The sequence below is a fragment of the Alteromonas gracilis genome (genome assembly GCF_043642145.1).
In the GTDB taxonomy this organism is placed as follows: domain Bacteria; phylum Pseudomonadota; class Gammaproteobacteria; order Enterobacterales; family Alteromonadaceae; genus Alteromonas; species Alteromonas gracilis_B.
Genome location: NZ_JBHZRZ010000017.1, coordinates 26,589 through 40,166, shown reverse-complemented (window position 1 = coordinate 40,166; position 13,578 = coordinate 26,589). Strand labels below are relative to the sequence as shown.

Annotated in this window: 13 protein-coding genes; 5 read left to right on the top strand and 8 right to left on the bottom strand. The window is 42.9% G+C overall.

Translation table 11 applies throughout. The annotated features are described in order from the left end of the window. The first annotated feature begins 217 nt into the window (after positions 1-217). The 4 genes from ACHUFN_RS19460 (at position 218) to ACHUFN_RS19445 (ending at position 4,808) form a co-directional block, all read left to right on the top strand. Entirely contained in the window at positions 218-484 is a 267-nt protein-coding gene (locus tag ACHUFN_RS19460) for a DUF4212 domain-containing protein (protein WP_394224396.1), read from the top strand. A 3-nt stretch (positions 485-487) separates the two neighbouring features. Continuing rightward, positions 488-2,194 (top strand): sodium:solute symporter family protein, encoded by a 1,707-nt coding sequence (locus tag ACHUFN_RS19455; RefSeq protein WP_394224395.1) that lies wholly within the window; start codon positions 488-490, stop codon positions 2,192-2,194. Positions 2,195-2,292: 98 nt separating this feature from the next. Then, positions 2,293-4,122, top strand: coding sequence for a DUF294 nucleotidyltransferase-like domain-containing protein (locus ACHUFN_RS19450; protein ID WP_394224394.1), 1,830 nt, complete (start codon positions 2,293-2,295; stop codon positions 4,120-4,122). A 50-nt stretch (positions 4,123-4,172) separates the two neighbouring features. Beyond that, positions 4,173-4,808 carry a 3'-5' exonuclease gene (locus ACHUFN_RS19445; RefSeq protein ID WP_394224393.1) on the top strand — a complete coding sequence of 212 codons (636 nt, stop codon included), beginning with the start codon at positions 4,173-4,175 and terminating at the stop codon, positions 4,806-4,808. A gap of 6 nt (positions 4,809-4,814) precedes the next feature. On the opposite strand, the gene ACHUFN_RS19440 is transcribed toward ACHUFN_RS19445, so the two are convergent. The 3 genes from ACHUFN_RS19440 to ACHUFN_RS19430 all read right to left on the bottom strand — a co-directional run bounded on the left by ACHUFN_RS19440 (position 4,815) and on the right by ACHUFN_RS19430 (position 7,042). Further along, on the bottom strand, positions 4,815-5,801 hold the full coding sequence (locus ACHUFN_RS19440) for a GGDEF domain-containing response regulator (RefSeq protein WP_394224392.1): 987 nt from the start codon (positions 5,799-5,801) through the stop codon (positions 4,815-4,817). A gap of 150 nt (positions 5,802-5,951) precedes the next feature. Beyond that, positions 5,952-6,371, bottom strand: coding sequence for an MAPEG family protein (locus ACHUFN_RS19435; protein ID WP_394224391.1), 420 nt, complete (start codon positions 6,369-6,371; stop codon positions 5,952-5,954). A gap of 164 nt (positions 6,372-6,535) precedes the next feature. Continuing rightward, positions 6,536-7,042 (bottom strand): fasciclin domain-containing protein, encoded by a 507-nt coding sequence (locus ACHUFN_RS19430; protein WP_394224390.1) that lies wholly within the window; start codon positions 7,040-7,042, stop codon positions 6,536-6,538. 289 nt (positions 7,043-7,331) lie between these two features. On the opposite strand from ACHUFN_RS19430, the gene ACHUFN_RS19425 reads away from it, so the two are divergent. Then, positions 7,332-8,489 carry a tetratricopeptide repeat protein gene (locus ACHUFN_RS19425; RefSeq protein ID WP_394224389.1) on the top strand — a complete coding sequence of 386 codons (1,158 nt, stop codon included), beginning with the start codon at positions 7,332-7,334 and terminating at the stop codon, positions 8,487-8,489. 55 nt (positions 8,490-8,544) lie between these two features. Here the strand turns inward: ACHUFN_RS19425 and ACHUFN_RS19420 are convergent, their stop codons facing one another. The 5 genes from ACHUFN_RS19420 to ACHUFN_RS19400 all read right to left on the bottom strand — a co-directional run bounded on the left by ACHUFN_RS19420 (position 8,545) and on the right by ACHUFN_RS19400 (position 13,436). After that, positions 8,545-9,384, bottom strand: coding sequence for an isopenicillin N synthase family dioxygenase (locus ACHUFN_RS19420; RefSeq protein ID WP_394224388.1), 840 nt, complete (start codon positions 9,382-9,384; stop codon positions 8,545-8,547). 169 nt (positions 9,385-9,553) lie between these two features. Next, a complete protein-coding gene (locus ACHUFN_RS19415; protein WP_394224387.1) occupies positions 9,554-10,765 on the bottom strand; it encodes a NupC/NupG family nucleoside CNT transporter in 1,212 nt (403 codons plus the stop codon). A 12-nt stretch (positions 10,766-10,777) separates the two neighbouring features. Continuing rightward, positions 10,778-11,401 (bottom strand): uridine kinase, encoded by a 624-nt coding sequence (gene udk / locus ACHUFN_RS19410; protein ID WP_394224386.1) that lies wholly within the window; start codon positions 11,399-11,401, stop codon positions 10,778-10,780. Between the two features lie 188 nt (positions 11,402-11,589). Then, positions 11,590-12,543: a hypothetical protein gene (locus tag ACHUFN_RS19405; RefSeq protein ID WP_394224385.1), complete on the bottom strand. Its 954-nt coding sequence runs from the start codon at positions 12,541-12,543 to the stop codon at positions 11,590-11,592. Next, complete coding sequence (locus tag ACHUFN_RS19400; protein WP_394224384.1) at positions 12,543-13,436, bottom strand: substrate-binding domain-containing protein; 894 nt, start codon at positions 13,434-13,436, stop codon at positions 12,543-12,545. The genes ACHUFN_RS19405 and ACHUFN_RS19400 overlap by 1 nt, the downstream gene beginning before the upstream one ends. Positions 13,437-13,578: the final 142 nt, after the last annotated feature.

Sequence of the window (13,578 nt, the reverse complement as noted above, 5' to 3'; positions counted from 1 at the left end):
TATAACCATTTCGACCATGGTCTACCTACGACCATGGTCGCATTTTGAATTTCAAAAGGCAGGTCTAGAGTAATAGGCAAGCTCCTAAATGCTTGACTTTGCTGCTTGTGGTTGCCGTTCTTTAATCATCAATGTTGTAGCAATAACGTTTACTAAGCCGGGCGTTAGGAAAATGTAAAATCATAACAATCAATTAACCTGACATGAGGGTAGAACAATGGCATTTAGAAACGAAGAGGACAAAAAAGCCTATTGGAAGGAGAACCTCGCTCTCCTTGCCAAGCTTTTAGTCATTTGGTTTGCCGTATCATTTGGTGCCGGCATCATTTTTGTCGATATCTTAAATGAAATCCAATTTTTTGGCTTTAAATTAGGCTTCTGGTTTGCGCAACAAGGTGCAATTTATGTGTTCGTCGCATTGATCTTTGTGTATATGGCAAAGATGAACGCCATGGATAAACGCTACGGCGTAGATGAGGAGTAAATCATGGACGTTCAAACTTTAACATTTATTATTGTTGGCGCTTCATTTGCGCTTTATATCGCAATCGCAATTTGGGCCCGCGCTGGGTCTACAAACGATTTTTATGTAGCTGGTGGCGGAGTGCCTCCGGTTATGAACGGCATGGCAACAGCGGCAGATTGGATGTCGGCAGCATCGTTCATCTCTATGGCTGGCCTTATTTCATTTATGGGCTACGACGGCGCCGTTTACCTTATGGGATGGACCGGCGGTTATGTTCTGCTTGCACTTTGTTTAGCGCCGTACTTACGTAAGTTCGGCAAATTTACGGTGCCTGATTTCATTGGCGATCGTTATTACTCACAAACCGCACGTACCGTGGCCGTTTTCTGCGCAATCTTTGTGTGTTTCACTTACGTAGCAGGCCAAATGCGTGGCGTAGGTGTTGTATTTAGTCGATTCTTAGAAGTTGACATTGTATCGGGCGTAGTCATCGGTATGGTTATTGTGTTCTTCTACACGGTACTTGGCGGTATGAAAGGCATTACCTATACACAGGTAGCTCAGTACTGCGTAATGATTTTTGCGTATATCGTTCCTGCCGTGTTTATCTCTATGATGGTAACAGGGCATATCCTTCCTCAAACGGGCTTTGGTGCCACACTGGCTGATGGTTCGGGGGTACATATGCTGCAGAAACTCGATAATTTGTCAGTCGAACTCGGGTTTAATGAATACACATCTGGGACAAAAAGTACCATTGACGTATTCTTTATTACCTTCGCACTGATGGTAGGTACTGCCGGTCTTCCACACGTAATTGTGCGCTTCTTTACTGTGCCAAAGGTTCACGATGCGCGTAAATCAGCAGGTTACGCACTGGCGTTTATTGCAATTTTGTATACCACCGCACCATCACTAGCCGCATTTGCTCGCGTGAATATGATTGAAACTATCAATGGCCCTGAAATGACGGGAACAAGCTACGAAGAAGCGCCATCATGGATAAAGAATTGGGAGCAGACGGGCCTTATCGCATTTGAAGACAAAAATGGCGATGGCAAGATGTTTTACTCAGGTGATGAGCGTAATGAAATGAAAGTAGACCGCGATATTATGGTTCTGGCGAACCCAGAAATTGCGAACCTACCAGCATGGGTTATTGCTCTGGTCGCAGCTGGTGGTGTGGCGGCAGCGCTCTCAACGTCAGCGGGCTTGCTGTTGGTAATTTCAACCAGTGTTTCCCACGACTTGTTGAAACGAAACTTTATGCCAAATATTACTGATAAGGCTGAGCTGATGTATGCCCGATTAGCAGCAGGCGTGGCTATTGTTATCGCAGGTTACTTTGGCATTAATCCGCCAGGCTTTGTGGCACAGGTGGTGGCATTTGCCTTCGGCTTAGCAGCATCGAGTTTCTTCCCGGCCATTATCATGGGCATCTTTAGCAAGCGTATGAATGATAAAGGAGCCATAGCAGGGATGATTTCAGGCATTGCGTTTACGGCGGCTTACATCATTTACTTCAAATTCGTAAACCCAGCAGCCAATACGCCTGATAACTGGTGGTTCGGTATTTCACCTGAAGGTATCGGTACTTTGGGTATGATGGTGAATTTCATTGTGGCATTCATAGTGTTTAAAGCAACCGATGAAGCGCCTGAAGAAATTCAAGAGTTAGTTGAAAGCATTCGTTATCCTAAGGGAGCGGGTGAAGCATCAGTACACTAAACTAATGTTGCCTTAAGATAGGCTTTAGCAAGATAAAACCAATCTACTGGCGAAGGTGAGTAGGTTGGTTTTTTGTTTTATAACACTGGACGGCTCTTATGACTGCGATGGCTAAACAAGTAGAAGATTTTCTTGATACTTCTGCGCCTTTCGACGTGCTGGATAGGGAACAGAAGTTACAGCTAATTAAACATACTCAATTGGTGTATTTGACCGCAGATAATGTTGGCGACTTGAAAGAAGGCAAAGCTTCACTTTTTTTGATTCAAAGTGGGCAGTTCTCTGTTCAAGATTCAGAGGCGCCTTTGCGTCACTTAAGTGAAGGTGATTATTTTGGTTATGCCAGTATTATTGAAAAACGCATTTTTCCTTTGAATATCAGTGTTGATAGGCCTGGGTTAGTTTATTGCTTCGAAACGTCTGCAATAACATCACTGTTCGAGTTGCCTGCTTTTCGAAATTTCTTTGAAGGGCTAAATAATAATGCGCTTCAAAACCACGCTATTTCTGATAGTAACTCTATGTGGCTTTATAAAGGGCTTACTGAAGTCATCAGTAAAGCACCAGTGTCGGTTGATGCAGAAACATCGATAACAGGAGCGGCACAGCTTATGACAAGCCAAAAGGTGTCGTCACTGCTAGTTACTCGTGATGGCAAACTTATCGGAATTATTACTGACCGAGATTTGCGGTCTAGAGTTGTTGCGGCTTCGCTTGATACTCATCTTCCAGTAAGCCAAATAATGACGTCAAATCCAGCCCAAATAATGGGGAACAGTACGCTTTTCGATGCACTCGCGCTTATGACAGAAAGAAACATTCATCATCTGCCTGTCATCGACCATCAGACACTGACGCCTTTAGGCATGGTGACAGCTAGCGATGTTATTCGTCATCAAAGAGGAAATGTACTTTTTATCATTGGAGAGCTCAGTAAAGCCGAAAACTTGTATGAGCTCACGCGATTATCTTGGCAGCTACCACATTACTTTGCTGCACATGCCAAGAGAGCGGGAGACTATGACATTGCAGGTAAAATTTTGTCTCAGGCCACAGATATCATGACAAGAAAGCTAATTGGCTTTTTTCAGCAGGCCAATGGTAAAGCGCCAATGATGTTTGCGTGGTTAGTTTATGGTTCGCAGGCCAGAGAAGATCAAACCATGGGTTCAGATCAGGATAATGGGCTTCTTCTTGCCACGCGTCCTAACAAAGCTCAATCTGAATATTTTGCGAAAATGGCTGAGTATGTTTGTAACGGATTAGCTAAGTGCGGCATCAAGCTTTGTGATGGCAACATTATGGCCAGCAACCCTAAGCTTCGCTTATCGCTAGATGAGGCGATTGAGGAAGCAAAGCGGTGGGTTCAGGCGCCGACAAAAGACGCTATTTTGCATTTTAATATTTTTCTTGATGTTCGTTGTGCGGCAGGAGACATCAGCTTATTCAAGCAGCTACAGCGCAAAAGAGCGCCTTTAATGCAGCAGGACTTGTTTCTAGCGGCTCTCTCTAGAAGTAGCAACGACATTTCAGTTCCGCTATCTATGTTTCAAAAGTTTGTTTATGAGAAAGGCCGAAAAGAAAAAGATGTCATTGATTTAAAAACACGGGCCGTCGCGATGATCAATAACATTGCCCGTATATACGCATTAGCTGATGAAGTTACACTTCCCAACACGCTTGCCCGTTTAGCTGCACTTTCCTCCAACTCTCAGTTGTCACCACGGGACGCGACAAATCTTCGCGATATCTGGCTTTTCTTAAATCGATTACGTTGGCGTCATCAACTGGAAAATAAAGTAACGGACAACCGCGTGTCGGTGTCTAGTTTGTCGTCAATCGAAAAACATCAGCTCAAAGCGGCATTTCAGGCAATTGAGCGCACGAACCAAGCAATGGTCATGAAGTTTTCTGGCGGCGTAAGTTAGTCGTTATGATAAAACGAATTATAAACGCCTGTTCAAAAGTGTTGTTTAGTATGCGTAATTTCAGAAAGTCTTTACGTGAAAATAAGCTGTGCAGCACGAGTTTTACGGCTGTTGATTTAGAACTAACATCGTTAGACCCAGCAGCTACGCAAATAACCTCCATTGGTTATGTGAACGGTTTAGGCGGAAGAATTAATCTTTCCTCCTGTGGTTATCATGTCATCAATACTTCAGCTGATTTAGGGCAAAGCCCTGTGATCCATGGGTTAACGCTAGATCTTTTACAACAAGGCGAAGGGTTGGCAGAAGCGCTTCAACTATTGATGCCGCAGTTGGATAAGCAAATTTTAGTTTTTCACAACGCAAAGTTAGACTTACTGGCGCTAGATAACGCGTTTAAACAGTGTGCATTGCCCGAAATAGAAGTGATATACATTGATACATTGCAACTTGCGTTGCACCAGTTGAAAAAACAACATCAGGTGTTACCTAGTCAAAGTGCTACGCTTACCGTTTGTCGACAGCGGTTAGGTTTACCTGTATTTCCTGAACATAACGCACTAGATGATGCGCTTGCAACACTTCAGCTGTTTTACGCGCAGTTAAATGAGTTTGGTGTTACTCAAGAAGATTCGTTGGAAGTGCTCATGCATACCCATGCTGTAGGCCGATACCGGCTTGGTTAAGTTAGCCTAGCCCAAACCCGTTAGTTTAATAGGGGCGCCTTGAGTTTCAACTTTGCTTGAAGGCGTTGACGTAGGTGCGGTAAATCGATTTCGTCCCGACGTTTTCGCCGTGTAAAGGTTCTTATCGGCTTCTAGCATTAAGTAGTCGATGGTTTTGTTGTCATTCGCGTTTTTAACTGCCAACCCTGCGCTTAACGTAACGCGCTCGTATTCAGAATCTGCGTGAGGTATGTTGAGATCAAAGACTGTTTCTAGCAGCCTTTTTGTTACCGATTTTGCACCCTCTATATCTGTACTTGGTAATATAACTAAGAATTCCTCGCCACCAATTCTAACCAGCTTATCCATAGGACGAAGCAAGGCGTCATTAATTGTTTTGCTTACTTTCCACAAGCAGCTATCGCCATCTAAATGGCCGTACATGTCATTAAATAGCTTGAAATGGTCGACATCAAAGATAACTAACGACAAGGGAGCAACGTTGCGAAGGCCATCTTTTATTAATCGCGGCAGGTAGTCGTCTAAGTAGTGACGATTATAAGCACCGGTCAACTTATCTATATAAATCAGTTTTTCCAGTAGGTCGTTTCTAAGCTTGTGATTTATGTGTGATTTAACACGGTTTCGTAATGTACACGCATTGACCGGCTTCTCGACAAAGTCAACACAACCCGATTCCCAACATTTTGACTCTTCCTCGTCAGTAGACGATGAGGTTACAAAAATGACGGGGATGTGCGCGCAGGAAGTTTTTTTCCTCAACAGGGCAGTGGTTTGATGGCCATCTAATTCTGGCATAGACACATCCATCAGAATGAGGTCAGGTGTTTGATGTTTGCAATACTCGATAGCTTCCATGCCAGAACATACAGAATTACAAGCTACCGTATCTTCAAGTAACGTTTCTAGAACAAGTCTACTGCTGGCTTGGTCGTCGACGATTAATACTTTGCAGTCTGCTAAAGTTCGCTCGCCAACTTTCTCGATATACACACGTACTTCCAAACATAAGTTAGGGTGGTAGATTTAAAGAATACGCACGAAACACGAAAAAGTGCATTATCCAAAAGTTTAATATTTGACCAAAATTTTTGCCTCTCATCACGAGTTGAAACACGCTAAAGCTACTGAGGGTTGCTTACGTTAGACAAACAAATTAAACACTGCCAAGCCAAAAACGCCGACGGTACAAAGCACGCCAATCATATAAAAGTAACTTCTTGGGCTTGGGTTCTTTTCAGTGGCTACAGCATAGTAAAGCGCCATATGGATAATTCTGCACATCGCATATACCCAAATGAGTGCGGCTAATACTGTAGTTGATGCACCTAAGAAAATGCAAAAAAGGGCAGGGAGAGTAAATTGGTGTACGTTTTCTAAAGAGTTGTGGAAGGTTCTATGGCTTCTGAAGACGAAGCTGTCGTGGCTTAATTCATCACTTACTTTTCCTGGTATATAACGAGATTGCTTGCGGTGCGCCACTGCTGCAACAATGTTTTGTACAAAAACAGTGAAACTAATTAGCAATAAACCAGCAATACTGTATGAGTAGACTGTAAACATAGAAACTCCTTTTCGACCGAATGCCAACGCGCTATGCATAAAGAGAAGGTCAATTTGAATTTGGCGTAGTTAACCTGTGTTTACGCGTTGAAGTTGAGGTGGGATCGGTTAGCGGAAATAAAACGAAGCGCTATGCTGTTGCGCTTCGTTTGTAAAACGTATGCCTACAGCGCAGCTTTCACATCGTCGGGCAACAACACGGTATCAATTACATGAATTACACCATTACTGGTCATAACATCGGCCTTTATCACTTCGGCATCATTGATCATGACAGCGCCCATATCTGTTGCGATAGATACTTGACTGCCTTCAACAGTAGTTGCATCAGACATTGCTGAAACATCTTTTGCCGTAACCTTTCCTGCTACCACGTGATAAGTGAGAATTTTAACCAGCGTTTGCTTATTCTCTGGTTTTAACAGCATCTCAAGTGTACCTTCAGGTAAGTCGGCGAATGCTTCGTCTGTAGGTGCAAACACTGTGAACGGACCCGCACCTTTTAGCGTTGTCACTAAATCTGCCGCCTTCACTGCAGCTACAAGTGTTGAAAACATCTCTTTGCTTGCCGCTGTATCAACAATATCTTTGTGACCAGACTTTCCATGGTGCCCAGCCATGGCTGAGGCGCTTAACACTACAAAAATGAACGCACTAATTAACTTTTTCATACTCTTTCCTTTTAAGTGATTGCTATATCTGCAATTCAACACCCTTCGCAACGCCTACTGCATGTGATTTCCACCGAAAGCTACTGAATTGAGAATTGTTACGCCATTGTTGAAGAAACTGATGATTAACTTTGTGTAATGCCTGAACAGTCAAATAAAGCGTAGTAAAAAAGCATGACTATTCCGCCATTTTGCGGCCAATAGACGAGTTATCAAGTTGTAAATAAAATGTAAAATATAGTTTTTCTGTTATACTTTTTAGTATCGAGTGAATGAAAAGGTGCAGGTAATGAATGCTCGACTAGTTGCAATAATCATTTTTTGTTTTGTTCTTAGCGCTTGCAAGTCTTCTGACGATAAGCAGGTGCAAGCCTCGCCTGCACTGTTAAATGACAGCCTTTTTCCCACCTATACTTTATTTTCAGTTGAATCACCCGAAGAAATATTCTTTCTTGAAGAAGATGCGCAGCGCTTTGCCGAAAAAGCGGTTCATGAAAAAAACGTTTTACAAAAAAACATCAAGGGTTTGGTAAAGGCCATTTTTAATCATTCTGACCGCGGAATGCTTTATCGTAATAGCGCTAACACGACAGCAAATACAACGTTTAATAATCGAGCTGCGAATTGCTTATCTCTTTCCATTATGACCTATGCGTTGGCTGAACACGTTGGTTTGGACGCAACATTTTACGAAGTAGACATCCCCGAGTATTGGACTCGTCGTGATGGATACAGTTTATTAAACGGGCATATTAACCTTCGCATTTCGCTTCCAAAAGAAAGCACTGTGGCTGCGGTGGGTGGAACATGGGCAGACGTTGATTTTGACCCACAAATGTTACGCAATTACTTTCCTCGCAACTCCGTAAGTAGAAACGTCATTATTTCGATGTACTACAACAACAAGGGGGCTGATGCTCTGGTTGCAAACCGTTATACCAGAGCCTACAGCTACTTTAGAGCTGCCGCAACGCTGTCACCTGAGTTGCAACAAAGCTGGGTAAACTTAGGTGTGCTTTATCGAATGGTTGATGCGTATGAGCAATCTGAGATGGCGTACAAACACGCACTTTCTCTTGATGGAGAAAACTTAACTGCGTGGGAGAATTTATCCATACTTTACTCTTATCAAGATAGAGAAGAGGAAGCGCGAAAAATTACGCAAATGGTTGAGTCTAGACGTAAGAACAATCCTTTCTATCACTACATTTTAGGGGAACAAGAGCTTGAGGCAGGAAATGTTCATTTGGCTATTCTTCATTATGAGAGAGGTTTAAGGCTTGATAGCGCGCGCCATGAAATTTTATTTGGATTAGCAAAAGCATTTCATGAGCTAGGCGACGTGAGTGAAACGCAGCGATATTTGGAGCGCGCGGTTAGGCACTCGCCAAATGACCAAGAGAAACGACGTTATTCATCTAAACTTGCGACCTTGGCAAGCAGCTAAAAAAAAGCCGCAGACTAGCTGCGGCAAAAGAATAACACTACAAAAGGAACTTAATTTATATAACGCCCAGCTCACGAAGGCGCTCTTGCAGGTATGACCCTGCAGTATGACGTTCTGAAAGAACAACATCTGGTCTAGGGTGTAAGAACAGTGGCAAAGAGATACGAGACTTCGTCATATCTGCGCCATCTGGGTTTACAACCCTGTGCGTAGTTGAAGGGAAATATCCGCCCGATGCTTCTTGAAGCATGTCGCCAATATTCACAATTAAGTTCCCGAAATCACATGGAACTTCAATCCAACTGCCGTCTTTAGCTTGTACTTGCAATCCAGGCTCGTTGGCTGCTGGTAAGATAGTAATTAAGTTAATATCTTCGTGAGCAGCTGCGCGAATTGCGTCTACTTCTTCATCACCTTTCAGTGGTGGGTAGTGCAGTATACGCAACAAGGTTTGATCTGAGTCTTTGATCATGTCACCTAGTGGCTGACTGTACTTATCACTCACCTGTGAAGGAGAATGCTTTTCTATCCAACCCAATAGCTCTTTCGCCAGTGTGTTCGCTTCCTCATAATACTGAGAAATTTGTGGGTGTAATGCTTCTGGGCACTGACCCCAAGGATAGAAATGGTAATATTCTTTAATATCTTTTTTCGTAAAGCCTTTGGCTACTTCAGAAACACTCTGAGGAAAAAATCCGTCTTGTTTACCTTTGTTGTACAGGTAATCGTTCTTCTCTTCACTATCGAAGAAGCCCTGCCAATTGTCGTAAATACCTTGAACCAATGACTGTTGGATAGGGTGATTTTTCAAAACACCAAATCCTGTCTCGCGAAGAGATTTAACGAATTCTTCTTGTGCGTTTTCCGCTTGGTAATCAACAGCAACTAATTGCATAACTTTATCCCGTATATTTTGACTGCGGCATTATAAAGGTAGACGGGCTACAGAAAAAAGTCGCAGAAATTGACATAAATCAATCCCGCGAGGAATTTGCGCGTAATTTACATAAACCTGACCAGTTAGTCTAGTAAAATCTTGACCAACTGGTCCAAATTAATGAAATTTAACCAAGAGAGAGGTAAAAGCCCGCTAGCGCGGCACTCATTAAGTTAGATAACGTTGCAGCAATAACAGCTTTTAACCCCAGTCTCGCAATTTCTTTTCTGCGTGTTGGTGCCATAGCACCAATTCCACCCATCAAAATAGCGATAGAAGAGAAGTTTGCAAAACCACAAAGTGCAAAGGTGATAATGGCCTGAGATGCTTCAGACAGCTGTGCTTTGGTCTCTAAGAAATTAAGGTAAGCCACAAATTCGTTAACCACCATTTTCTGACCAATAAAGCTGCCTGCAAGTTGCGCTTCCTCCCATGGTACGCCGATTGCCCATGCGAGAGGTTGAAGCACATAACCCAGGATCCCTTCAAACGTTACGTTTTCATAGCCAAATAGCGCTGCTGTCCAGCCAATAAGGCCGTTGAACATGGCAATAAGTGCTATGAAAGCGAGTAGCATTGCACCTACGTTTAACGCAAGTTGCATGCCTGATGCAGCGCCACTGGCAGCAGCATCAAATACATTGGCGTAGCCGGTGTCTTCAGCGTCTACGTCATGTAAATCTTCATTAGGCTTACTTGTTTCGGGCAAAATAATTTTAGCCATTAACAAGCCACCTGGTGCGGCCATAAAGCTCGCCGCCAATAAATATTTGAGCTCTACACCCATGCCTGCATAGCCAGCCATTACAGACCCAGCAATAGAGGCCAAGCCACCTACCATGATGGCAAATAGCTCAGAGCTAGTCATATGAGGAATAAATGGGCGTACAACAAGCGGTGCTTCAGTTTGGCCTACGAAAATATTGGCTGCTGAAGACATCGACTCTGGTCGGCTTGTTCCAAGTGCCTTTTGTAAAAAGCCACCTATCACTTTGATAATTACACCCATCACTTTCAAGTGATACAAAACAGCAATAAGGGCTGAGAAAAATACGATGACAGGAAGAACGTTAAAGGCAAAAATGAAGGCAATAGACTTGTCGCCAATAGGGCCGAACAAGAAGTTTATGCCCTCTTGGCTGTAAGCAATAATATTGGCAACGAACTGGGTTGCTTTTAACAGTACTTCTTTGCCAGGTTCTGAATACAGGACAAATGCGCCGACCGATGCTTGAATAGCAAATGCGCCACCCACGGTGCGCCAATTTATACTGCGTTTCGCTGATGATAACGCGAACGCAATAGCCAGTAGGAGCGCAATGCCCAGTAAACTCACCATAGTAATGTTCCCTTAAAGAAGCGCTTGCTGAATGTGTGATTTAATCACATCTAATGCAATTTGGTTTTTGCCACCTTGCGTCACTACTACGTCGGCAGTGAAACGGCTTGGTTCTATGAATTGATGATACATAGGCTTTACAGTTTCTTCGTACTGCTTGGCCACAGACTCGATACTACGACCGCGCTCTTTTAAATCGCGCATCATTCGTCTCATTAAACAAATATCGAGAGGGGTATCGATAAAGATTTTCACGTCGTACAAAGGCAGTAGATCGGTACGTGCCAACAACATGATACCTTCCAGAATAATAACTGGGGCAGGGTTTAGCCTTTCAGTTTCTGGTAAACGGGTGTGCGTTTTATAGCAGTAGTGAGGGTAGTCAATAGGCTGACCGTCTCGCAATGCTTGCAAATGCGCTTTCAACAGTTCGTGTTCAAACGCATTGGGGTGATCGTAGTTGTTCTTCTCACGTTGTTCCATGGGAAGATGATCTTGCGCACGATAGTAGTGATCTTCGCGAAGAACCTGAACGGGACGGCCTTGAGCACAGAAGCCGTTGAACAAATTTTTTGTAAAAAGAGACTTCCCAGAGCCAGAAGCTCCAGAAATGGCAATAATTAGTGGCGATTGCATAGTACTATAAAGCTGGTTTTGTTGGTGCAAAGATACGCGTTTAGGACTCGCGAATCAATGTTATATTCACAAGTTATCGGTTTTTGGATCGGTCTTTGCTAGAACTTCACTGAATTTTCAAGGCACAGCAAGGCGTTATCTCAACGCGCAAAAAATATCAAAAAGTTCTCCAAGTGGTCAGTTTTTAATTAGTTTCCAATAACTTCTATGTCCTCTTCTTTAATTTCTGGCAGGGCATACGAATGCTGCTTAGAGCGTGAACCTTCCCCTTGTGCTCGCGGAGGATAATATTTTTCTTTTTCTTCTTGGAACGCAGTAAAAACCTCATCAAGCGCAGCTCTTATCTCACTCAAGGTTTTGTCTAGATTCGCATTGAAGTCTGGGCGCTTGCGTTTTGTATGGCCTAACTCGATTAAGCGACCAAAACTCTTGTTTGCAAGTACGAGTAATTCAGTTGGTACATCTTTGTGAGGGGGAAGCGGATTATCAGGGTATTCGATACAGTATTTAACCAACGCGGTATAAAAGCAAAGCGGCTTGTTTTGAAGCGTTACTGCTTTTTCATCTATACCATTGGAAATGGTTTTATCCTTTAAGTTGATAATCAGCTTAGGCGACGGAGGGGCAATTTCCTCAACGACTGCGCGTTTCTTTCTGGATCTGTTTGAAACAGCGAAAATTGGCGTGATGAACAACGATGCTATTAAAGCGGTCCAGCTAAACGAAAGCGAACTCTCAACAGGTTTACTGCGCATTTCTACCTTAATCACTTGCTCTGCGTTTTTAAACTCGGTGTTAAACACAATAGGAAATGCAGTGAAGTTTTTGGCGTTGGTTTGAATATTTTGAATACCCTTAACGCGAATTGGGAAGTCTTCAGATTCAAGAGTATCGTTCAGCTTCCCTAGGTAACGATATATTGCAAATTGGTTTACGGGGGTATTGAGCGTATTGTTTCCGACATCAAGGAAAGCACTGTCTAAACTAATTCTTCGCTCTACTTTATCCAGTGCCCGATGAATGGAATGTTGATGGGCAAAGTATTGCGCAGTTAAAGCTATACACTGCAAACCCAGCAACAGTGCAATAAAGCTAATCACAATAACGGGTTTACGTTTGAAATTGAGCTGTTTATTACTCATTAGTTACACCCTTCTTCCAGTGTAATAGTTTTGTAATACGGACGAGGGTGAGACATGGCTATATTGTGAACGACTGATTGCATTGCACAGAAAAGGTCGGTGTTTTGCGTCTGCATTTTTAGATACCATTGCATACCGCTAACACTCTCTTGAAGCGGAGTGGCGTAATTTCTAGAAAAACGTTCTTTATCCTCTTCAGCCCAATAAGACGAGATTATATCAATCTCTCCTGCCAGCAAGGCCCGTCGCATCTCTTGGTGAGAGCTGTAGTAGACAATATCTACATTGTTATCGCTTAGCCCTAAATTTTGCATAACGGTTTTAGGAACAATGTGTCCCGAGCGGCTACTTGGGTAATCAAGCAGCCCCACACGCATTCCTAGAAGATACTCTTTAGTCAGCTGCGGCCGTTCTCTAAGTGCGATAAAAAACGCTGAATAATCGGGGTGAGAGGCGATTTTTGTAAGCCCGTATATATGATTAGCCCCAAACGCTTCTACAACGTTGCTTTTCACTAATGCCAAATCAACAACGCCATGATTTATATAGCGAAAGGTGTCGTAATCGCTCTGGCCGATAGTAATTTTAACTTCGCCATACTGGCGCTTAATTATTTTATTATCGCAAAGGCGTTCTTTTGCCATCTCAGCAATTCTGCCGTCGGTGACGTACACGGAAAAAACGTCATTATTGCCGGAAAGGCCGGTTTTGCAGGTTAAATATTGACCAGTTTGAGGTGCAATGTCAGTATAGGGGTTGGTATTATGGAAATAGTTTACCAAGCCGCAGATGAACGCGGCTAAGATAAAAAATATCCATTTTCCTGAGGCAACAATTCTAAAATTCGTCAAAAAAACGACCAAATGAATTAACGATTTATATAGTGATTTCATCAGTTAAGGTTATTTATTGCAATAGGTAAATTTATTTTAAAGCGTTTAGTTGTTGAAAATTATATGTTTTTTATAGGTAAACCTGATTTTTATTAAACGCTGTTTATTAGTAGCCCATCTGCCAAGAATAGGCTCGGCTATT